Genomic DNA, 25899 nt, shown 5'->3' with positions numbered 1-25899 from the left:
GAACTTATGAAATTTATCGCTGCTCGTGCGTTGGGCGACTTTGTCGCGACAGGTTTTTCCTTGGTTGAGGCCGTGCGTGCCATGGAGTGCGGAGCATGAATCAACGTCTTGAGCTGTCCGAAACCTACCCGCTGACCGCCGCGCAGCGCGATATCTGGCTGGACCAGATGACCCAGGGCGATTCGCCCCTGTACACCATCGGCGGCTACATCCAGATCAAAGGGCACATCGACCCCGAACGCTTCCAGCGCGCGATTGAATTGCTGATTCAAAAGCACGATGCCCTGCGCACCGTGTTGCTGCCCAACGTGGGCGAAGAGGGCGCGCCGATGCAGGCGCTGGCCGCCGCCATGGTGGAACAGGTCGAGTTGCAGGACTTTTCCGGTCACGCCGATCCCGAGGCAGCAGTGCAAGCCTGGATGCAGCAACAGATCGAGATCGCGTTTCCGCTGGATGGCCGTCGGTTGTTCCGCTTTCACTTGGCCAAGCTCAGCGACACTTCGTTCTACTTCGTTGCCCACGTTCATCACCTGATCCAGGATGGCTGGGGCATCAGCCTGATGTTTGATTCCGTGGGTGAGCTTTACAGCGCACTGGACAATAACCAGCAGCCTGACCTGTCGGCACCGTCCTATGTGGAGTTCATCCACGACGATGCGCGGTATCGCGACTCCCCGCGTTTCGCCCGTGACCAGGCGTATTGGCTGGAAAAATACCGGGACGTACCGGAGCCGTTGTTTGTTGCCCGTTACCGCGACCAGTATCCGGATCGCGGGGCACCGAGCCGCGTGGTGACCCAGCGTTATCCGCACTCGCTCAACGACCGCATCGACGCCTTGGCGCAATCGCTTCAGGTCTCGCGCTTCCACGTGCTGCTGGCCGCGCTGTACGTCTATTTCGTGCGCACGCCAGAGCGCGATGAATTGGTGATCGGTTTGCCGATCCTTAACCGCTCAAACGCGAATTTCCGCAATACCCTGGGTTTGTTTACCCAAGTGAGCGCCGTGCGCTTGCAGTTCAGCGATGAATTGTCGTTCGGTGAACTGGCGCGGGAAATTGCGCGCACGCTCAAGCAGGATTATCGCCACCAGCGTTATCCGCTCAGCGACATGAACCGTTCGTTGGGCCTGCGCCGTGATGATCGCGCGCAGTTGTTTGATTTGTCGTTTTCCTATGAGCAAGTCGATCACCAGTTCATGTACGGCCAGGCGCCGGCCAGTGTGGTCAAGAGTTCGAGCAATCATGAACAGACACCACTGACCATCCACATCCGCACCAGCCCCCACGATGAAACCGCGTGGATGCACTTCACCTACAACGAGGCGTATTTCAAACAAACCGACGTTGAGGCGATGGTTGAGCGCTTTATGCATGTGCTGGAGCAGGGGTTGGCCGATGACGCCATGCCTGTCAGAGGTTTTCTGCTGCCAACGCCGGCTGAAGCACTCACCTTGCAAGACTGGAACGCGACCAAGACACCGTATGAGCAGGACCGCACGATCCATGGTCAGTTTGAAGCTCAGGTGCTGGCGCAACCCGATGCGGTGGCGGTGGCTTACGAAGATCAACAGCTGACCTACAGCGAGTTGAATGCCCGGGCGAATCAGGTCGCGCATCAGTTGCTGACGCTGGGCATCCGCCCGGATGACCGGGTAGCGATTTGTGTTGAACGTGGTCTGGAGATGATCGTTGGTCTGCTCGGGATCCTGAAATCCGGCGCGGGTTATGTGCCGCTGGACCCGGCCTATCCGCTGGAGCGCCTGAAGTTCATGCTTGAAGACAGCGCGCCGGTTGCGTTGCTGACCCAATCGGGCCTGCGTGAATTGCTGCCGCCACTGGAGGCCCCGGTGCTGTTGCTCGATCAGCTCGAAGCGTCGGGTATGCAGCACAATCCCGACGTAAACGTGCTGTCGCACCACTTGGCTTACGTGATCTACACCTCCGGTTCGACCGGTCTGCCCAAAGGCGTGATGGTCGAACATCGCAATGTGGCGCGGCTGTTTTCAGCGACGCAAGACTGGTTCAACTTCGGCCCGCAAGATGTCTGGGCCTTGTTCCACTCGTTTGCTTTTGACTTCTCGGTCTGGGAAATCTGGGGCGCGCTGATCCATGGCGGACGCTTGCTGGTCGTCCCGCAACTGGTCAGCCGTTCGCCAGAAGATTGTTACGCGCTGCTGTGCGAGGCCGGCGTCACGGTGTTGAACCAGACGCCGAGCGCCTTCCGGCAGTTGATTGCCGCCCAGGACGCCACGCCTCATAGCCTGCGCCAGGTGATTTTCGGCGGCGAAGCGCTGGAAACCGGGATTCTCAAGCCGTGGTACGCCCGCCAAGCCAATGCACAAACGCAATTGGTCAACATGTACGGCATCACCGAAACCACGGTGCACGTGACCTATCGCCCGCTGACTGCGGCCGATGCGCAACTGGTCGGCATCAGCCCGATCGGCAAGCGTATTCCCGACTTGCGCCTGTACCTGCTCGATTCCCACGGCCAGGCAGTGCCGGTGGGCGTCGAGGGTGAGTTGTATGTCGGCGGCGCCGGTGTGGCACGGGGTTACCTGAATCGTCCGGAACTCAATGCCACGCGGTTTCTGGACGATCCGTTCAGCGACACGCCACACGCACGGATGTACCGCACCGGCGACCTCGGTCGCTGGCTGGCGGACGGCGACCTCGAATACCTCGGTCGCAACGATGATCAGGTGAAGATTCGCGGTTTCCGCATCGAACTGGGTGAAATCGAAGCCAAACTCGCGGCCTGCGACCACGTGCGCGAAGCCGTGGTCATCGCTCGTGAAGACGAACCGGGGGACAAACGCCTCGTCGCCTACGTCATCGCGAAGGATGGCGAACAACTGTCCGCCACCGAGCTGCGCACCCAACTGCTCGGCGCGTTGGCCGAATACATGGTGCCGAGCGCCTTCGTGACCCTGGCCTCGTTCCCGCTGACCGCCAACGGCAAACTCGACCGCAAGGCCTTGCCGGCACCGGATTCGGCGGCTTATGCCAGTCGCGACTATGAAGCGCCGCAGGGCGCGGTGGAAATCACCCTGGCCGCGTTGTGGGTCGAGTTGCTCGGTGTCGAGCAAGTCGGGCGCCACGACCGCTTCTTTGAACTGGGCGGGCATTCGCTGTTGGCGGTCAAGCTGATCGAGCGCATGCGCCAGGTCAATCTGAGCGCCGATGTACGCGTGTTGTTCGGCCAGCCAACGCTGGCGACTTTGGCCGCTGCCGCCGGAGCCAGCAGCGGAATCGTCGTCCCGGTCAATCGCATTCCCACCGATTGCCCGCGCATCACCCCGGACATGCTGCCCCTGGCCACCCTGCGTCAGGACGAGATCGATCGCATCGTCGCCACCGTGCCGGGCGGTGTGGCGAATGTGCAGGATATCTACGGATTAGTGTCGCTCCAGGAAGGCATCCTCTATCACCATTTGGCCACTGAAGTTGGCGATCCGTATTTGCTGCAAGCCACGCTGCGCATGGACAGCCGCGCGCAACTGGATACGTTCGTGCAGTCCCTGCAATCGGTGATCGAGCGCCACGACATCCTGCGCACTTCGGTGGCATGGGAAGGGCTGGACGAGCCGGTGCAAGTGGTTTGGCGCGAGGCTCGGCTGGGCGCGTTTGAAGTGGCGCTGGACCCGACTCAGGGCGATATCGCCGAGCAATTGCAGACCCGTTTCGACCCGCGTCACACCCGTTTCGATCTGCGCCAGGCGCCATTGATGCGTCTGCACTTCGCCGAAGACGTGGCCGGCGCGAGCTGGGTCGCGATTCTACTGTTCCACCATTTGATCGACGATGCGACTTCGCTGGCGTTGCTCGGCCAGGAAATCGAAGCGTTCAGTGAGGGCCGTTCGGCGCAGTTGCCGGTGTCGGTGCCTTACCGCAATTACGTGGCGCAGGTCCGGCTCGGGGCGAGTCAGGTGCAACAGGAAGCGTTCTTCAGCGAGATGCTGGGGGACGTGGACGAGCCGACCCTGCCGTTCGGTTTGCAGGATGTGCAAGGCGATGGCAGCGGGATGGAAGAGGCGTCGCTGCCGCTGGAAGCCGGGCTGGGCCAGCGTTTGCGTGCCCAGGCCCGGCGTCTGGGCGTCAGCAGCGCCAGCCTGCATCACTTGGCCTGGGGCCAGGTGGTCGGGCGTTTGGCCGGGCGTCAGGACGTGGTGTTCGGCACGGTGCTGATGGGGCGCCTGCACAGTGGCGAGGATGCCGAGCGTGCCCTGGGCATGTTCATCAACACCTTGCCGTTGCGCGTCGATGCCGGCGATAAAGGCGTGTTGGCGGCGCTGAAAACCACCCACGCACGACTGGCCGCACTGATGGGCCACGAACATGCACCGCTGTCCCTGGCGCAGCGTTGCAGCGGCGTTGCTGCACCGGCGCCGCTGTTCAGCGCGTTGATGAACTACCGCCACGGCGCTGTCGGTGCGCAGGCGCCAAAAGATGCCGGCAATGCGCGGATCTGGGCGGGCGTGACGCTGTTGGGCGGCGAAGAGCGGACCAACTTCCCGCTGTCGTTGTCGGTGGATGACCTCGGCCAATCGTTCGGCTTGACGGTGCAAGCCGTCGCCGGGATCGGTGCCCAGCGGGTTTGCGGCTACATGCATACCGTGCTTGAAGCGCTGGTCGATGCGCTGGATCACGACACGAACATACCGCTGCAACACCTCGCATTTTTGCCAGATATCGAACGCCGGCAGGTGCTTGAAGACTTCAATGCCTTTGACGCGGACTATCCGTCGGGGCTGATTCATCAGTTGTTCGAAGCGCATGCCGCCGAGCAGCCTGATGTCATCGCGGTGACCTATGAAGGCCAGCGTCTCAGTTACGGCGAGCTCAATCAGCGCGCCAACCAGATCGCCCATCGCCTGATCGAATTGGGCATTGGTGCGGATGATCGCGTGGCGATTTGCGTGGATCGCAGCCTGGAAATGATCGCCGGGCTGATCGGCATCCTCAAGGCCGGCGCCGGTTATGTGCCGCTGGACCCGGCGTATCCCGCCGAGCGCTTGACCTACATGCTCGACGACAGCGCGCCAAAAGTGCTGCTGACTCAACACAGCTTGCAAGAGCGTTTCCCGCAGTTGAGCGTGCCGGTGTTGTTGCTCGATGTCGAGGCCAGTCTCAACGATCAGCCGCAAACCAATCCCGATGTTCATGAGCTGACCGCGCAGCATTTGGCCTACGTCATCTACACCTCGGGTTCGACCGGTCAGCCGAAAGGTGTGGCCATGGCCCACGGGCCGCTGGTCAACCTGATGCAATGGCAAATCGCGCAATCGGTGCCGGCGCGCACCTTGCAGTTCGCCGCCCTCGGTTTTGACGTGGCGTTCCAGGAAGTCTTCAGCACCTTGTGTGCCGGGGCCGAGCTGTCGCTGATCCATGCCGACACTCGCTTGAATTTCCACGCGCTGTTCCAGCATATCGCCCAGCAGAACATCGAACGCCTGTACCTGCCGTGTGTCGCGTTGCAAGCCCTGGCTGAATCTGTGATCAGCGACGGCGCGAGCGGACCATTGGCCTGTGGGCTGCGGGATGTCATCACCGCCGGCGAGCAATTGCGCATCACGCCACAGATCCGTGCGTTCTTCGAACGCCTGCCGGGCTGTCGCCTGCACAACCATTACGGCCCGACCGAATCCCACGTCACCACCGCGCTGACGCTGCCGAACGATGTGGCGGCCTGGCCAATCTTGCCGGCCATCGGCTATCCGGTGGCCAACACCCGCATCTATTTGCTGGACGAACACCTGCAACCGGTCCCGGTCGGTGTGGCTGGCGAGATTCACATTGGCGGCGCCTGCGTGGCGCGGGGCTATCTGAATCGCCCTGACATGACCGCCGAGCGCTTCATTCGCGATCCGTTTAACGCTGATGGGCGTTTGTACAAGACTGGCGACCTCGGTTGTTATCAGGTTGACGGCTGCATTGATTACCTGGGCCGCAACGACGATCAGATCAAGATTCGCGGCTTCCGCGTCGAGTTGGGCGAGATCGAATCCCGTCTCGGCCAGCATGCCGGCGTCAGGTCGGCAGCCGTGCTTGCCCGCGAAGACAGCCCCGGCGACAAGCGTCTGGTGGCGTATTTCACCGCACAAAAATTGGATACAGCGCCGGACGCCGACTCCCTGCGCGCGCATCTCCAGGCCTTGTTGCCGGACTACATGGTCCCGGCAGCCTACGTGCTATTGGAAAAACTGCCGCTGTCGCCCAACGGCAAGCTTGACCGTCGCGCCTTGCCGGCGCCTGACGCCGACGCATTTGCCAGCCGCGAATATGAAGCGCCGATCGGTCATCTGGAAACCACCTTGGCCAGCCTATGGGCCGAGGTGCTGGGTGTGGCGCAAGTCGGTCGGCATGACCACTTCTTCGAACTCGGCGGCCATTCGCTGTTGGCGGTGAAGCTGATCGAGCGCATGCGTCACGCCGGATTGAGCGCCGATGTGCGTGTGCTGTTCGGTCAACCGACCCTGGCGGCACTGGCTGCGGCGGTCGGTGGCAGCACTGAAGTGGTGGTGCCGGCCAATGGCATTGCGCTCGATTGCGCGCAGATCACTCCGGCGATGCTGACGCTGGTCACACTGAGCCAGGAAACGATTGATCAAGTTGTAGAGAAAGTCCCGGGCGGCGTGGGCAACGTGCAGGACATCTACCCGCTGGCGCCGCTGCAAGAGGGCATTCTTTACCACCATATTTCCGCCGAACAGGGTGATCCGTACCTGTTGCAAGCGTCGTTTGCCATGACCAGTTGCGCCCAGCTCGACGGGTTTGTGCAGGCCTTGCAGGCGATGATTGATCGCCATGACATTCTCCGGACCGCCATGGTCTGGGAAGGGCTGGACGACCCGCTGCAAGTGGTGTTGCGCCGGGCACAACTGAACGTCGAAGAAATTGCCGTCGACCCTGCATTGGGCGACGTCGCCAAGCAATTGGGCCAGCGTTTCGACCCGGCCCACACGCGTCTGGACCTGGGCAACGCGCCGCTGATGCACCTGGCCTGCGCCTGGGATGCGAGCCACCAGCGTTGGGTCGCGATCCTGCTGTTCCACCATATCGCCCTCGACCACACCGCGCTGGACGTGATGCATGACGAGATGTTGGCGTACCAAAACGGTGAAGCCTCGCGCTTGAATGCAGCAACGCCGTATCGCAACTACGTGGCCCAGGCCTTGCTGGGTGTGAGCCGCGAGCAACATGAACGGTTCTTCCGCGACATGCTCAACGACGTCGATGAGCCGACGCTGCCGTTCGGCTTGCATGAAGTGCAGGGTGACGGTCGCGGCATCCAGGAGGTGAAACTTAATCTCGATCCGCTGCTGAGCCAGCGTCTGCGCACCCAGGCGCGGTTGCTGGGGGTGAGTGCGGCGAGCCTGCATCACTTGGCCTGGGCCCGGGTGTTGGGGCGCGTTTCCGGCCGCGACGATGTGGTGTTCGGCACGGTATTGCTGGGACGGATGCAGGGTGGCGTGGGCTCGGACCGCGCCCTCGGGATGTTCATCAACACCTTGCCGTTGCGGGTGAAAGTCGGTGCTCAGGATGTGCGCAGCGGCGTGAAGGCGACCCATGCACGGCTGACTGCGTTGCTCGGTCATGAGCATGCGTCATTGGCATTGGCCCAGCGTTGCAGCGGGGTGCCGGCGTCGTTGCCGCTGTTCAGCGCGCTGCTGAACTACCGGCACAGTGCGCACCAGGACAACGATGGCGTTGAACTGTGGGGCGGCACTGAAGTGTTGGGCGTGATGGAACGCACCAACTATCCGTGCATGTTGTCGGTGGACGACCAGGGCGAAGGCTTCCTGTTGAGCGTGCAGACCGCGGGCGCGGTGGATGCCTGGCGGGTTGGCGCTTATATGCAGACCGCGTTGGCGAGCCTGGTGGATGCGCTGGAGTTTGCGCCTGAGTCGGCAGTGGATCAGTTGGATATTTTGTCGGCGGATGAGCGTCGGCAGGTGGTGTTGGAGTTCAATGCGACGGAAGCGGTTTATCCGTTGGAGCAGACGGTTCACGGGTTGTTTGAGGCGCAGGTTGAGCGCACGCCGGATGCGGTGGCTGTGGTTCATGGCTTGGAGCGGTTGAGTTATCGCGAGGTGAATGAGCGGGCGAACCGCTTGGCGCATTACCTGCGCGGGCAGGGTGTAAAACCTGATTCGCGGGTGGCGATTTGTGTTGAACGTTCGGCGGATATGGTCGTCGGGTTGTTGGCGATTTTGAAGGCGGGCGGGGGTTATGTCCCGCTGGATCCGGCGTATCCGCTGGACCGGATTGCCTACATGTTGCAGGACAGCGCGCCGGCCGTGGTGTTGGCGCAAGCTTCGACACTGGGCTTGTTGGCCGAAGCTTCGATGCCGGTCATCGATCTGGATAGCGGCATTTGGCAGGACGAATCCGTTTCCAATCCTTCGATTGAAGGTCTGACGTCCGCGCATCTCGCTTACGTGATCTACACCTCGGGTTCGACCGGTTTGCCGAAAGGCGTGATGATCGAACACCGCAACACCGTGAACTTCCTGACCTGGGCGCATCGTTCGTTTGACGATGCTACGTTGGCGAAAACGTTGTTTTCGACTTCGTTGAACTTCGACTTGGCGGTCTATGAATGCTTCGCGCCGCTGACGTCCGGCGGCAGCATTGATGTCGTCACTAATGTGCTGGAACTGCGCCACGACATCACCCTGATCAACACCGTGCCGTCGGCGCTTAAAGCGTTGCTGGAATCCGGGGGTCTCAGCGCCAAAGTGCACACGGTCAACGTCGCCGGGGAAGCGCTCAAACGCAGCCTGGTAGAAAACCTGTTCGAACAAACCGCCGTCCAGCGCCTGTGCAACCTCTACGGCCCCTCGGAAACCACGACCTACTCAAGTTGGGTCTCGATGGACCGCGAAGACGGTTTCGCCGCACACATCGGCAAACCCGTGGCCAACACCCAGTTCTACTTGCTGGATGAACACCAACAACCGGTTCCTTTAGGCGTGCCGGGTGAAATCTACATCGGCGGCGCCGGCGTGGCTCGCGGTTACCTGAACCGCGACGACCTCACCGCCGAACGCTTCCTTAACGATCCGTTCCAAACAAACGGCCGGATGTACAGAACCGGCGACTTGGGCCGCTACCTCCCCGACGGCAACATCGAATACCTGGGCCGCAACGACGATCAAGTCAAAATCCGTGGCTTCCGCATCGAACTCGGCGAAATCGAAGCCAAACTCGCGCAACACGCCGACATCAACGAAGCCGTCGTCCTGGCCCGCGAAGACGTGCCGGGCGACAAACGCCTGGTCGCTTACTACACCGCGCCGCAAGCACTGGACATCGACGCGTTACGCCGGCACCTGCAAACCCAACTCCCGGACTACATGATCCCGGCAGCCTACGTCCACCTCGACGCGCTGCCACTAACCCCCAACGGCAAACTCGACCGCAAAGCATTGCCAGCCCCCGACCTGGACGCCGTGATCACCCGAGGCTACGAAGCCCCCCTCGGCGAAACCGAGATCACCCTGGCGCGGATCTGGGCGCAAGTGCTCAATGTGGAACAGGTCGGTCGTCACGATCACTTCTTCGAACTCGGCGGCCACTCTCTATTGGCCGTCAGCCTGATGGAGCGGATGCGCCAGGCCGGCCTGAGCGCCGATGTGCGCGTGCTGTTCAGTCAACCAACCCTGGCCGCACTGGCGGCGGCAGTCGGTGGCGAAAGCAGCGAGGTCAGCGTCCCGGCCAACCTGATTCCAGCCAACTGCGAACACATCACCCCGGCCATGCTGCCGCTGGTCTCGCTGACTCAAGCTGCCATCGAACGCCTCGTCGCCACGGTGCCCGGTGGTGCCAGCAATGTGCAAGATATCTACCCGCTGGCGCCGTTGCAGGAAGGCATCCTCTATCACCACCTCGCCGCCGAGCAGGGCGACCCGTACGTGCTGCAAGCTCAGTTTGCTTTCGACAGCCGCCAGCGTCTGGACGACTTCACCCAGGCCTTGCAGGGCGTGATCGACCGCCACGACATCTTGCGCACCTCGATGGCCTGGGAAAGGCTGGATGAACCGGTGCAAGTGGTCTGGCGCCAGGCGCGACTGTCGGTGGAAGAAGTGACATTGGCAGCCGCCGAAGGCGATATCGCCGATCAGCTGCGTGAGCGTTTCGACGCTCGCCACCATCGCCTCGACATTCGCCAGGCACCGTTGATGTGCATCCGTTTTGCCCAGGATGACCAGCGCTGGATCGCGACGCTATTGTTCCACCACATGGCCCTCGACCACACGGCGCTGGAAGTCGTGCGTCACGAAATGCAGGCGCACTTGCTGGGTCAGTCGGACCAGTTGGGCGCCGCCGTGCCATATCGCAACTACGTGGCGCAGGCGCGCCTTGGCGTCAGCCGTGAAGAACACGAAGCCTTTTTCCGCGACATGCTTGGCGATATTGATGAACCGACGCTGCCGTTCGGTTTGCAGGATGTGCAGGGTGATGGCCGCGACATCGAAGAGGCCAAACAATCGGTAGACGCGGCGCTGAGCCTGCGTTTGCGCGCCCAGGCGCGGCAGCTCGGTGTGAGTGCAGCAAGCCTGGTGCACCTGGCGTGGGCGCAAGTCCTCGGCCGGGTCTCGGGTCGCGAAGAAGTGGTGTTCGGCACCGTGCTGATGGGCCGAATGCAGGGCGGCGAAGGGGCTGAGCGTGCCTTGGGCATGTTCATCAACACCTTGCCGCTACGGGTCAGCGTGGGCGGCCAAAGTGCACGGGCCGCCGTCAAGGCAACCCATGCGCGATTGACCGGGCTGTTGGGGCATGAGCATGCCTCGCTGGCACTGGCCCAGCGTTGCAGCGGCGTGGTTGCACCGACGCCGCTGTTCAGCGCGTTGCTCAACTTCCGCCATTCCGGCGCGGAGCCAACGGCTTTGGGCGACTCTGCGGCCTGGAGCGGGATTACGGCGCTGGGCGGGGAAGAACGTACGAACTATCCGCTGACGCTGTCGGTGGATGATTTGGGCCAGGGGTTCAGCCTGACGGTCCAGGCTGCCGCCGGGATTGGTGCGCAGCGGGTCGGCATGTTTATGCAAGCGGCGATGGCGAGTCTGGTGGAGGCGCTGGAATCGGCGCCTGAGACTTCGTTGTTTGATTTGGCGATTTTGCCGGTGGCGGAAAGATTGAAGCTGCTGGTTGAGTTCAATGCCACTGAGGCTTCGTATCCGCTGGATCAGACGGTTCATGGGTTGATTGAGGCTCAGGTTGAGCGGACGCCGGATGCGGTGGCGGTGGTTCATGGCTTGGAACAGTTGAGTTATCGCGAGTTGAATAGTCGTGCTAACCAATTGGCGCATTACCTGCGCGGGCAGGGCGTAAGGCCGGATTCGCGGGTAGCGATTTGTGTGGACCGCTCGGCGGACATGGTCGTCGGATTGCTGGCGATTCTGAAGGCGGGCGGTGGTTACGTGCCGCTGGATCCGGCGTATCCGCTGGATCGGATTGCCTACATGTTGCAGGACAGTGCGCCCGCCGTGGTGTTGGCGCAGGCCGCGACGCTAGGGTTGCTGGCCGAAGCTTCGATGCCGGTCATTAATCTCGATAGCGGCATCTGGCAGGACGAATCCGTCACCAACCCAGTGATTGAAGGGCTGACGTCGGCGCATCTGGCTTACGTGATCTACACCTCCGGCTCCACCGGTCTGCCGAAAGGCGTGATGATCGAACACCGCAATACCGTGAACTTCCTGACTTGGGCGCATCGTTCATTCGATGAAACTACATTGGCGAAAACGCTGTTCGCGACCTCGCTGAACTTCGATTTGGCGGTCTACGAATGCTTCGCGCCGCTGACGTCCGGCGGCAGCATCGATGTCGTCACTAATGTGCTGGAACTGCGCGACGACATCACGCTGATCAACACCGTGCCGTCCGCGCTTAAAGCGCTGCTGGAATCCGGTGGCCTCAGCAAAAACGTGCACACGGTCAACGTCGCGGGTGAAGCGCTCAAAAGAAGCTTGGTCGAAAACCTGTTCGAACAAACCAGCGTCCAGCGCCTGTGCAACCTCTATGGCCCCTCAGAAACCACGACTTATTCAAGCTGGGTGTCGATGGACCGCGAAGACGGGTTCGCCGCACACATCGGCAAACCCGTGGCCAACACCCAGTTCTATTTGCTGGATGAACACCAACAACCGGTTCCTTTGGGCGTTGCGGGCGAAATCTACATCGGCGGCGCCGGCGTGGCTCGCGGCTATCTGAACCGCGACGACCTGACTGCCGAACGCTTCCTTAACGACCCATTCAGCACAAACGGCCGGATGTACAGAACGGGCGACTTGGGCCGCTACCTGCCCGACGGCAACATCGAATACCTCGGCCGCAACGACGACCAAGTGAAAATCCGCGGCTTCCGCATCGAACTCGGCGAGATCGAAGCCAAACTCACTCAACACGCCGACATCCATGAAACCGTTGTCCTGGCCCGCGAAGACGTGCCTGGCGATAAACGCCTGGTCGCGTACTACACCGCGCAATCATCGCTCGACATCGATCAGTTACGCCGATACCTGCAAACCCAGCTACCGGACTACATGGTCCCGGCTGCCTACGTCCATCTCGATAACCTGCCATTAACGCCAAACGGCAAACTCGACCGCAAAGCATTGCCAGCACCTGACCTGGATTCCGTCATCACCCGAGGCTACGAAGCCCCCCAAGGCGAAACCGAAACCACCCTCGCGCAGATCTGGTCAGACGTCCTAAACGTAGAGCGCATCGGCCGACACGACCACTTCTTCGAACTCGGCGGCCACTCACTGCTGGCCGTCACGCTGATCGAACGCATGCGCCAGGCCGGGCTCAGCACCGACGTCCGCGCACTGTTCAGCCAACCGACCCTGGCCGCTTTGGCCGCCGCCGTTGGCAGCGGCAACGAAGTCATCGTCCCGGCGAACCTGATCCCTGACAGTTGCGACCACATCACCCCGGCCATGCTGCCGCTGGTCACCCTGACGCCGGAAACCATCGAGCGCATCGTCGCCACGGTTCCCGGCGGCGCGCGCAATGTGCAGGACATCTACCCGCTGGCGCCGTTGCAGGAAGGCATCCTCTACCACCATATTTCGGCGGAGCAAGGCGATCCCTATGTGCTGCAAACCCAGTTTGCGTTCGCAACCCGCGCCCGCCTGGACGATTTCGCGCAGGCGCTACAGCAGGTCATCAATCGACACGACATTCTCCGCACCTCGATGCTCTGGGAAGGACTCGAGCAGCCGTTGCAGGTTGTCTGGCGCGAAGCGCAACTGATTCAGGAAGAAATTGAAGCGCTCGACGACGATGTTGCGGCGCAACTGCTTGAGCGTTTCGACCCAAGGCATCACCGCCTAGACATCACCCAGGCGCCGATGCTGCGCCTGGTCTACAGCCACGACGCCGCCAGCAACCGCTGGCTGGCGATTCTGCTGTTCCACCACATGGCCCTCGACCATACGGCGATGGAAGTGGTGCAACTCGAGATGCAGGCGTTCCTGTTGGGCGATGGCTCGCAATTGGGCGCGGCGATGCCTTACCGCAACTACGTGGCCCAGGCGCGGTTGGGCGTGAGCCTGGAAGAGCACGAAGGGTTCTTCCGCGAGATGCTGGGCGATGTCGACGAACCGACGCTGCCGTTCGGCCTGCACGATGTGCAGGGCGGCGGGCAGGGGATCGAAGAGGCCACGCTGGCGCTGGAAAACAGCCTGAGCCAGCGCCTGCGCGGGCAGGCACGCCAACTCGGCGTCAGTGCCGCGAGCCTGGTGCATCTGGCCTGGGCGCAGGTGTTGGGCCGGGTGTCGGGCAAGGACGATGTGGTGTTCGGCACCGTGCTGATGGGGCGGATGCAGGGCGGCGAGGGTGCTGATCGTGCGCTGGGCATGTTCATCAATACCTTGCCGTTGCGGGTGAATGTCGGCATTCAAGACACTCGCGCCGGGGTCAAGGCGACCCATGCGCGGCTGACCGGGTTGCTGGGGCATGAACATGCTTCGCTGGCCCTGGCGCAACGCTGCAGTGGCGTGATCGCGCCGCTGCCGTTGTTCAGTGCATTGCTCAACTATCGCCACAGCGGTGTTGCCGAATCGGCTTCCGCCGACGCCATTCGTGCCTGGGAAGGGATCGATGTGCTGGGCGGGGAAGAGCGCACCAACTATCCGTTGATGCTGTCGGTGGATGACCTGGGCGACGGCTTCAGCCTGACGGCGCAGGCCAGTCTTGGGGTCAGTCCGCAGCGGGTTTGCGCTTATATGCGCACGGCGCTGCATAGTCTGGTGGAGGCGTTGGAGCAGAAGGCCGCGGTGGCGCTGCACAGTTTGTCGATTCTGCCGCAGGATGAGCGGGCGAAGTTGTTGGTCGATTTCAACGCGACCGAGACGTTGTATCCGCTGGAGCAGACGGTTCACGGGTTGTTTGAGGCGCAGGTTGGGCGCACGCCGGATGCCGTGGCAGTGGTCTATGGCGAACAGCGTCTGAGTTATCGCGAGCTGAATGAGCGGGCGAACCGCTTGGCCCATCACTTGCGCGGGCAGGGTGTGAAACCGGATTCGCGAGTGGCGATTTGTGTTGAGCGTTCGGCGGATATGGTCGTCGGGTTGTTGGCGATTTTGAAGGCGGGCGGGGGTTATGTGCCGCTCGATCCGGCGTATCCGCTGGATCGGATTGCCTACATGTTGCAGGACAGCGCGCCGGCCGTGGTGTTGGCGCAAGCTTCGACACTGGGCTTGTTGGCCGAAGCTTCGATGCCGGTCATCGATCTGGATAGCGGCATTTGGCAGGACGAATCCGTCGCCAATCCTTCGATTGAAGGGCTGACGTCTGCGCATCTGGCGTACGTGATCTACACCTCGGGTTCGACCGGTTTGCCGAAAGGCGTGATGATCGAACACCGCAACACCGTGAATTTCCTGACCTGGGCGCATCGTTCGTTCGATGAATCCACGTTGGCCAAAACCCTGTTCTCGACTTCGCTGAACTTCGACCTCGCGGTCTATGAATGCTTCGCACCGCTGACGTCCGGCGGCAGCATCGATGTCGTCACTAATGTGCTGGAACTGCGAGACGACATCACGCTGATCAACACCGTGCCGTCGGCGCTTAAAGCGCTGTTGGAATCCGGCGGATTGAGCAAAAACGTGCACACGGTCAACGTCGCCGGTGAAGCGCTCAAACGCAGCCTGGTAGAAAACCTGTTCGAACAAACCGCCGTCCAGCGCCTGTGCAACCTCTACGGCCCCTCGGAAACCACGACTTATTCAAGTTGGGTCTCGATGGACCGCGAAGACGGCTTCGCCGCCCACATCGGCAAACCCGTGGCCAACACCCAGTTCTATTTGCTGGATGAACATCAGCAACCGGTTCCTTTGGGCGTGCCGGGCGAAATCTACATCGGCGGCGCCGGCGTGGCACGCGGTTACCTGAACCGCGACGACCTCACCGCTGAACGCTTCCTGACCGATCCCTTCAGCACCAATGGCCGGATGTACAAAACCGGAGACCTGGGCCGCTACCTGCCCGACGGCAACATCGAATACCTGGGCCGCAACGACGATCAAGTCAAAATCCGCGGCTTCCGCATCGAACTGGGCGAAATCGAAGCCAAACTCGCCCAGCACGAAAACATCAATGAAGCCGTGGTCCTGGCCCGCGAAGACGTGCCGGGCGACAAACGCTTGGTCGCGTACTACACCTCACCACAAATCCTCGACATCGACGCACTCCGCCGTCACCTGCAAACCCAACTACCGGACTACATGATCCCGGCGGTCTACGTCCATCTCGACAAACTGCCCCTGACGCCCAACGGCAAACTCGACCGCAAAGCCCTGCCAGCCCCGGACTCCGATTCCGTCATCACCCGAGGCTACGAAGCCCCGCAAGGCGAAACCGAAACCACCCTGGCGCAGATCTGGTCCGAAGTCCTCAACGTCGACCGCATCGGCCGTCACGACCACTTCTTCGAACTCGGCGGCCATTCCCTGCTGGCCGTCAGCCTGATCGAACGCATGCGCCAGGCCGGCCTCAGCGCCGACGTGCGCGTGCTGTTCGGCCAACCGACCCTCGCCGCGCTGGCGGCCGCCATCGGCGGCACCCACGAAATCGTGGTCCCGGCCAACGGTATCCAGCCCGATTGCACGCGAATCACCCCGGACATGCTGGTCCTGACCGAGCTGGATCAAGACGCCATCGACCGCATCATCGCCACCGTCCCCGGCGGCGCCCGCAACGTGCAGGACATCTACCCGCTGGCGCCATTGCAGGAAGGCATCCTCTACCATCACCTGTCTGCCGAGCAGGGCGATCCGTATGTGCTGCAAGCGCGGTTTGCGCTGGACAGCCGCCAGCGTCTCGACGATTTCGTCCAGGCCCTGCAAGGCGTCATCGACCGTCACGACATCCTGCGCACTGCTGTGCTCTGGGAAGGGCTCGACGAGCCGCAACAGGTTGTTTGGCGCCATGCACAACTAGGCTTGGATGAACTCGCGCTCGACCCGCAAGCCGGCGACATTACCGAACAACTGCACCAGCGTTTCGACGCCCGCCACTATGGCCTGGACATCACCCAGGCACCGCTGATGCGCCTGGCTTTCGCCGAGGACACAGCGAATCAGCGTTGGGTGGCAATGCTGCTGTTCCACCACATGGCCCTCGACCACACGGCGCTGGAAGTCGTGCGTCACGAAATGCAGGCGCACTTGCTGGGGCAGTCGGACCAGTTGGGCGCCGCCGTTCCATATCGCAACTACGTGGCCCAGGCGCGCCTTGGCGTCAGCCGTGAAGAACACGAAGCCTTTTTCAGCGACATGCTGGGTGATATCGACGAGCCAACGCTGCCGTTCGGCTTGCAGGATGTGCAAGGCGATGGCAGTGATATCGAGGAAGCCCGCGTAGTCATCGACCGCGACTTGAGCCGGCGCCTGCGCCGTCTGGCCCGTCAGTCGGGCGTGGGTGCGGCGAGCCTGCACCACTTGGCCTGGGCGCAAGTGTTGGGCCGTGTTTCCGGTCAGGACGACGTGGTGTTCGGCACCGTGCTGATGGGCCGGATGCAGGGCGGCGAGGGCGCTGATCGGGCGCTGGGCATGTTTATCAATACCCTGCCGCTGCGGGTTGATGTCGCCGGTCAAGACGTCAAGGCCGGCGTGCGCGCCGTTCACGAGCGACTGACCGCGCTGCTGGGGCATGAGCACGCTTCCCTGGCCCTGGCCCAGCGTTGCAGCGCGGTGGCCGCGCCGACGCCGCTGTTCAGCGCCTTGCTCAATTACCGTCACTCCAGTGAGCAGTCAGAAGAAGTGAATGCAGCGTGGCAGGGCATCGATGCCCTGGGCGGCGAAGAACGCACCAACTACCCGCTGACCCTGTCGGTGGACGACCTGGGCGATGACTTCGCACTGACGGCGCTGGTCGGCGGCGGTGTCAATGCGCAACGGGTTTGTGCCTACATGAATGCCGCGCTGCAAAGCCTGGCCACAGCGCTGGAATCCGCGCCGACCTCAGCCTTGCACGGCCTGGATGTACTGCCGCAAATCGAGCGTCGACAAGTGTTGACCGGTTTCAACGCGACCGCTCGCGGCTATCCGCAAAGCAGCACCGTGCACGCGGCGTTCGAAGCGCAGGTCCTGGCCCATCCGACCGCCACCGCGGCGGTCCACGACGGACACAGCCTGACCTACAGCGAACTCAACGTGCGGGCCAATCGCCTGGCGCATCACCTGATCAGCCTTGGCGTGCAGCCCGGCGACAGCGTGGCGATCCTGCTGGCGCGTTCGCTTGACCTGCTGATCAGCCAGTTGGCGATCCTCAAGTGCGCGGCGGTTTATGTGCCGCTGGACGTCAACGCACCGACCGAACGCCAGCAATTCATGGTGCAAGACAGTCAGGCCGGCCTGGTACTGACTCACCGTGACGAAAACGTTGCGCTCGGCGTACAGCGAATCGACCTGGATACCCTCGCGCTCGACAGCCTGCCGAGCCATAACCCACAACGGCCGCAGTCCAGCGAGACGCCGGCGTACATCATGTACACCTCCGGTTCGACCGGCACGCCTAAGGGTGTGCTGGTGCCGCATCGGGCGATCAACCGTTTGGTGATCAACAACGGCTACGCCGAATTCAACGCCCGGGACCGCGTGGCCTTCGCCTCGAACCCGGCCTTCGACGCCAGTACCCTCGACGTCTGGGCACCGTTGCTCAATGGCGGTTGTGTGGTGGTGGTTGCGCAGGATGTGTTGCTCTCGCAAGAACGCTTCAGCGCATTGCTGCTTGAGCAAAAGATCAGTGTCTTGTGGATGACCGCAGGGCTGTTCCACCAGTACGCCGCCGGTTTGATGGCGGTGTTTGGCCAGTTGCGCTACCTGATTGTCGGTGGCGACGTACTCGATCCGGCGATGATCGGTCGCGTGCTCAAGGATGGCACGCCGCAGCACTTGCTCAATGGCTACGGCCCGACGGAAGCGACCACGTTTTCCACCACGTATGAGATCAAGTCGGCCGGCGCGGGCAGCATTCCGATTGGTCGTCCGGTCGGCAATACCCGGGTCTACGTGCTGGACGCCTACCAGCGGCCAACACCCATCGGCGTGGCGGGCGAGTTGTACATCGGGGGCGACGGCGTGGCCAACGGGTATCTGAACCGTCCGGAGCTGACCGCCGAGAAGTTTGTCGCCGACCCGTTCAGCACCGAGCCGCAAGCCTTGCTGTATCGCACGGGCGATCTGGCGCGCTGGTTGCCGGACGGCAATGTCGAATACCTGGGGCGCAACGACGACCAGGTGAAAATCCGAGGTTATCGCATCGAACTGGGCGAGATCGAAGCCCGGTTGGCGCAACACCTCGATGTCAAGGACGCAGTAATCCTGGCCCGGGAAGACGTACCGGGCGACAAACGCCTGGTCGCTTATTACACCTCACAACACACGCTGGACATCGATGCATTACGCAGCCACCTGCAAGCGCAGTTGCCGGACTACATGATCCCGGCCGCCTACGTGCGCCTCGACGTGTTGCCCCTGACGCCGAACGGCAAACTCGACCGCAAAGCGCTGCCGGCGCCAGACCTCGATGCGCTGATCACTCGTGAATACGAAGCCCCTGTCGGCGAAACCGAAATCACCCTGGCGCGAATCTGGGCGCAGATTCTCACTGTGGAACAGGTTGGCCGTCACGATCATTTCTTCGAACTCGGTGGCCATTCGCTGCTGGCGGTAAAGCTGATCGAGCAGATGCGTCAGGCTGGACTGAGCGCCGATGTGCGGGTGCTGTTCAGTCAGCCAACGCTGGCTGCATTGGCCGCGGCGATTGGCAGCGGCAGCGAAGTGCGGGTGCCGGTGAACCTGATTCCGCTGGACTGCGAACACATCACTCCGGCCATGCTGCCGTTGATCCAGCTTGATCAGGCAGCGATTGATCACATCGTCGCGACGGTTCCCGGCGGCGTGCGCAACGTGCAGGACATCTACCCGCTGGCGCCGTTGCAGGAAGGCATTCTCTATCACCATTTGGCCGCCGAGCAGGGCGACCCGTATGTGTTGCAGACGCTGTTCGAACTGAGCAGCCGTGATCGGCTGACGGCGTTCGTGGCCGCGCTGCAAAACGTCATCGACCGCCATGACATCCTGCGCACCAGCGTGGTGTGGCAAGGGCTGGACGCGCCGACGCAAGTGGTGTGGCGCGAAGCGAAGTTGCATCTGGAACAGGTCGATCTTGACGCCACCGCCGGCGATATCGCCGCGCAGTTGCAGCGCCAGTTCGACCCGCGACATTACCGACTGGATATCACCCAGGCGCCGATGCTGCGCCTGGCCTTCGCCGAGGACGCAGCCAATCAGCGTTGGGTCGCGGTTTTGCTGTTCCACCATATGGCGCTCGACCACACCGCGATGGAAGTGGTGCAACACGAGATGCAGGCGCACTTGCTGGGCGAGGCGGATCAACTGAGCGCAGCGGTGCCGTACCGCAACTATGTGGCCCAGGCGCGGTTGGGGACGAGCCAGCAAGCACACGAAGGATTCTTCCGCGAGATGCTCGGCGATGTCGACGAGCCGACCCTGCCATTCGGTTTGCAGGATGTGCAGGGCGATGGGCGCGATGTCGAAGAAGCCCGGCAGTCGGTGGATGCGAGATTGAACCTGCGTCTGCGGGCCCAGGCACGCCAGCTCGGCGTGAGTGCCGCGAGCCTGGTGCATCTGGCCTTTGCCCAGGTGCTGGGCAAGGTGTCCGGCAAGCAGGACGTGGTGTTTGGCACGGTGCTGATGGGCCGGATGCAGGGCGGCGAGGGTGCCGACCGGGCGTTGGGGATGTTCATCAACACCTTGCCGTTGCGGGTCGATGTCGGCGCGCAAGCGGTGCGCGACGGGGTGAAAGCCACCCATGCACGGCTGACTGCGCTGCTGGGGCATGAACATGCGCCGCTGGTGCTGGCACAGCGTTGCAGTGGCGTGGTTGCGCCGGTGCCGCTGTTCAGCGCCTTGTTGAATTACCGTCATAGCGCAGTGGCCGAGCCGTCGGCGCTGTATCAGGCGGCGTGGCACGGTATCGAGGTGCTTGGCGGGGAAGAGCGCACCAATTATCCGTTGACGCTGAACGTCGATGATCTCGGTAACGGGTTTGCGTTGTCGGTGTTGGTGACTTCGCAGGTCGGCGCGCAGCGGGTTTGCGCTTATGTGCATACGGCGCTGGAAAGTCTGGTGGAGGCGTTGGAGCAGGCGCCGAAGGCTTCGCTGAACAGCTTGCCGATTTTGCCGGCGTCGGAGCGTGAGCAGTTGTTGGTTGGGTTCAATGCGACTGAGGCGTTGTATCCGCTGGAGCAGACGGTTCACGGGTTGTTTGAGGCCCAGGTTGAGCGCACGCCGGAGGCGGTGGCGGTGGTTCATGGTTTAAAACACCTGAGTTATCGCGAGCTGAATGAACAGGCGAACCGCTTGGCGCATCATCTGCGCGGGCAGGGTGTGCGGCCGGACTCGCGGGTGGCGATTTGTGTTGAGCGTAGTGCCGACATGGTCGTCGGGTTGTTGGCGATCCTGAAGGCGGGCGGTGGTTACGTGCCGCTGGATCCGGCGTATCCGCTGGATCGGATTGCCTACATGTTGCAGGACAGTGCGCCCGCCGTGGTGTTGGCGCAGGCCGCGACGCTAGGGTTGCTGGCCGAAGCTTCGATGCCGGTCATTAATCTCGATAGCGGCATCTGGCAGGACGAATCCGTCACCAACCCAGTGATTGAAGGGCTGACGTCGGCGCATCTCGCTTACGTGATCTACACCTCCGGTTCGACCGGTTTGCCGAAAGGCGTGATGATCGAACACCGCAATACCGTGAATTTCCTGACCTGGGCGCACCGTTCATTCGATGACGCCACGTTGGCCAAAACCCTGTTCTCGACCTCGTTGAACTTCGACTTGGCGGTTTATGAATGCTTTGCGCCATTGACGTCCGGCGGCAGCATTGATGTCGTGGCCAACGTATTGGAACTGCGAGACGACATCACCCTGATCAACACCGTGCCGTCGGCACTGAAAGCCTTGCTGGAATCCGGCGGGCTCAGCAAAAACGTGCACACGGTCAACGTCGCGGGTGAAGCGCTTAAACGCAGCCTCGTGGAAAACCTTTTCGAACAAACCAGCGTCCAGCGCCTGTGTAACCTCTATGGCCCCTCAGAAACCACGACTTATTCAAGCTGGGTCTCGATGGACCGCCAGGATGGTTTCGCCGCACACATCGGCAAACCCGTGGCCAACACCCAGTTCTACTTGCTGGATGAACACCAACAACCGGTTCCTTTGGGCGTGCCGGGTGAAATCTACATCGGTGGCGCCGGCGTGGCTCGGGGCTATCTGAACCGCGACGACCTGACTGCCGAACGCTTTCTCACCGACCCATTCCGCACCAACGCCCGCATATATCGTACCGGCGACCTGGGCCGCTACCTCCCGGACGGCAACATCGAATACCTCGGCCGCAACGACGATCAAGTCAAAATCCGCGGCTTCCGCATCGAGTTGGGCGAAATCGAAACCAAACTCGCCCAACACGAGGACATCCAGGAAACCGTCGTCCTGGCCCGCGAAGACGTGCCGGGCGACAAACGCCTCGTCGCGTACTACACCGCGCCGCAAGCACTGGACATCGACGCACTCCGTCGTCACCTGCAAACCCAACTCCCGGACTACATGATCCCGGCAGCCTACGTCCATCTCGACAAACTGCCCCTGACGCCCAACGGCAAACTCGACCGCAAAGCGCTGCCGATCCCGGATCTGGCCGCCGTGATCACCCGCGGCTACGAAGCCCCCATCGGCGAAACCGAAACCACCCTGGCGCAAATCTGGCAAGACCTGCTGGGCCTGCCACAAGTCAGCCGCCACGACCATTTCTTCGAACTCGGCGGCCACTCGCTCCTGGCCGTCAGCCTGATCGAACGCATGCGTCAGGCTGGCCTCAGCGCCGACGTCCGCGCACTGTTCAGCCAACCGACCCTGGCCGCACTCGCAGCTGCCGTCGGCAGCGGCACCGAAATCCATGTCCCGGCCAACCTGATCCCGGCCAACGGCGACCACATCACCCCAGCCATGCTGCCACTGGTTGCGCTGACCCAGGACGCCATCGACCGCATCATCGCCACCGTCCCGGGCGGCGCAGGCAACGTGCAAGACATCTACCCGCTCGCGCCGCTGCAGGAAGGCATCCTCTACCACCACCTCGCCGCCGAGCAGGGCGACCCGTACGTGCTGCAAACCCAGTTCGCGTTCGACAGTCGCGAGCACCTCGACGCCTTCACCCAGGCGCTGCAAGTGGTGATCGATCGCCACGATATCCTGCGCACCTCGATGGCTTGGGAAGGGCTGGACGAACCGGTGCAAGTGGTCTGGCGCCACGCGCAATTGAATGTGGAAGAAGTGACCCTGGCCGCCACTGAAGGCGATATCGCCGATCAGTTGCGCGAGCGTTTCGACTCCCGCCACCATCGCCTCGACATCCGTCAGGCGCCGCTCATGTGCATCCGTTTCGCCCAGGACGCCGCCAATCAGCGCTGGGTCGCGACCTTGCTGTTCCACCACATGGCGCTGGACCATACCGCGCTGGATGTGGTGCGCCACGAAATGCAGGCGCATTTGCTGGGTCAGTCGGACCAGTTAGGCGCCGCCATCCCGTATCGCAACTACGTGGCCCAGGCGCGCCTGGGTGTCAGCGAGCAAGCGCACGAAACCTTCTTCCGCGACATGCTCGGCGACATCGACGAGCCGACGCTGCCGTTCGGTTTGACTCAGGTTCAGGGCGACGGACGCGGCATTGAAGAAGTGACCCAAGCCGTCGATCAGGCCCTGAGCCTGCGTCTGCGGGCCCAGGCCCGGCGCCTCGGCGTGGGTGCCGCGAGCCTGGTGCATCTGGCCTGGGCTCAGGTGTTGGGCATGGCTTCCGGTCAGCCGGACGTGGTGTTCGGCACCGTGCTGATGGGCCGGATGCAGGGCGGTGAGGGCGCCGATCGTGCCTTGGGCATGTTCATCAACACCTTGCCGATCCGCGTGCAGATTGACGCGCAAAACGTGCGCGCCGCCGTCACTTCCACCCACGCACGACTGACCGGGCTGTTGGGGCATGAACACGCCTCGCTGGCCCTGGCCCAGCGTTGCAGTGGCGTGGCCGCACCGGCACCGCTGTTCAGCGCACTGTTGAACTACCGCCACAGCTCGGTCCAACTGACCGATGAAGTGCTGTCGGCCTGGAGCGGCATGCACCTGCTGGCCAGCGAAGAACGCACCAACTACCCGCTGACGCTCAACGTCGATGACTTGGGCCAGGGTTTCAGTCTGACCGCGCAGGTCGAGGCGCAAATCGGCGCGCAACGCATCTGCGGCTATATGCAGGTGACGCTGGAAAGTCTCGTCCACGCCCTGGAGCACGCACCGCACACCGCGATGCGCGATTTGGCCGTGTTGCCGCTGGCAGAACGTCAACAACTGCTCGACACCTGGAATGCTCCGACGGGCGAATACGCCCATAACCACACCATCCATGGCCTGTTTGAAGCGCAAGCAAGCGTGCAGCCCGATGCAGTGGCGGTGGTATTCGAGGATCAATCCCTGACCTACGGCGAACTCAACGCTCGGGCCAATCAGGTCGCCCATCGCCTGCTGTCACTGGGTATTCGCCCGGATGACCGAGTGGCGATTTGCGTCGAACGTGGCCTGGAAATGATCGTTGGCCTGCTGGGTATCCTGAAATCCGGCGCAGGCTACGTGCCGCTGGACCCGGCATATCCCGCCGAGCGCATCGCCTACATGCTGGAAGACAGCACGCCCGTGGCGATCCTGGTCCACGCCGCTACCCGCGAATTACTGGCGGAAGAGTCGGTGCGGGTGCTCGACCTCGATTGCGCGTCGTTGCACAGCCAATCGACGAGCAATCCGCCGGTGCCGGAGCTGACCTCGGCGCATCTGGCCTACGTGATCTACACCTCGGGTTCCACCGGTCTGCCGAAAGGTGTGATGGTCGAACACCGCAACGTCGCGCGGCTGTTTTCCGCGACCGAGGCGTGGTTCGATTTCGGCCCGCAGGATGTCTGGGCGCTGTTCCACTCCTTTGCCTTCGACTTCTCGGTCTGGGAAATCTGGGGTGCTTTGACCCATGGCGGTCGCCTGTTGGTGGTGCCGCAAGCAACCAGCCGTTCGCCGGACGACTGTTATGCCTTGCTGTGCGAGGCCGGTGTCACGGTACTTAACCAGACGCCGAGCGCGTTCCGTCAACTGATCGCCGCCCAAGGCGAAAGCACCAAGGCCCACAGCCTGCGCCAGGTGATTTTCGGCGGCGAAGCGCTGGAGCCGGGCCTGCTCAAACCGTGGTATGCCCGTGCAATCAATGACCAGACGCAACTGGTCAACATGTACGGCATCACCGAAACCACGGTGCATGTGACCTATCGCGCACTGACAGCGGCGGATGCGCAACGGCCTGGTGTCAGCCCGATTGGCGGGCGCATTCCCGATTTGCAGTTGTACATCCTCAATCCACAGCGCGAGCCAGTGCCGGTGGGTGTGATCGGGGAAATGTACGTCGGCGGTGCCGGCGTCGCCCGGGGGTACCTGAACCGCGACGAATTGACCGCCGAACGTTTCCTGAGCAACCCGTTCAGCCGCGAGCCGAACGCCCGGATGTACCGAACCGGTGACCTCGGTCGCTGGCTGGCGGACGGCAGCGTCGAATACCTCGGGCGTAACGACGAACAAGTGAAGATTCGTGGTTTCCGCATTGAACTGGGCGAGATCCAGGCCACGTTGGCCAACTGCGCAGGCGTCAGTGAAGCGCTGGTCATCGCCCGGGAAGATGCGCCGGGTGACAAGCGCCTGGTGGCGTACGTAATTGCCCGGGAAGGTGTTGAACTCAGCGCCGCCGAATTGCGCGGCCAACTGCTGGACACTTTGGCCGACTACATGGTGCCGAGTGCCTTCGTGACGTTGACCGCGTTCCCGTTGACCGCCAACGGCAAGCTCGACCGCAAGTCCCTGCCGGCGCCGGATCAGGCTTCGGTGGCGTCCCAAGCCTATGCCGCGCCACAAGGCACGGTCGAAACAATCCTCGCGTCTATCTGGCAAGAGTTGCTGGGCCTTGAGCAAATCGGCCGTCACGACAACTTCTTCGAACTGGGCGGCCACTCGCTGCTCGCGGTGAAGTTGATCGAGCGCATGCGCCACGCCGGTTTGAGTGCCGACGTGCGGGTGCTGTTTGGTCAACCGACCCTGGCGGCGCTGGCGGCTGCGGTCGGTGGCTACACCGAAGTGGTCGTGCCGCTGAATCGGATTGCCGCCGATTGCCAACGCATTACCCCGGACATGCTGCCCCTGGCGCGTCTGGAGCAGTCGGCGATTGATCACATCATCTCGATGGTGCCCGGTGGCGTCAGCAATGTGCAGGACATCTACC

General features: G+C 62.4%; 1 protein-coding gene (running past one end of the window). It reads left to right on the top strand.

All coding sequences use genetic code 11. From position 1 onward, the window contains the following. Positions 1-95: 95 nt before the first annotated feature. Positions 96-25899, top strand: the 5' portion of a protein-coding gene (locus ACIQY3_RS09335; RefSeq protein WP_403018793.1) for a non-ribosomal peptide synthase/polyketide synthase. 3104 nt of this gene lie beyond the right edge of the window; the window shows 25804 of its 28908 coding nt (coding positions 1-25804); its start codon is at positions 96-98; its stop codon lies off the right edge, out of view.

This window comes from Pseudomonas sp. NPDC096950 (assembly GCF_044762525.1).
Taxonomy (GTDB): domain Bacteria; phylum Pseudomonadota; class Gammaproteobacteria; order Pseudomonadales; family Pseudomonadaceae; genus Aquipseudomonas.
This window is presented reverse-complemented; position numbering and strand designations above follow the sequence as displayed.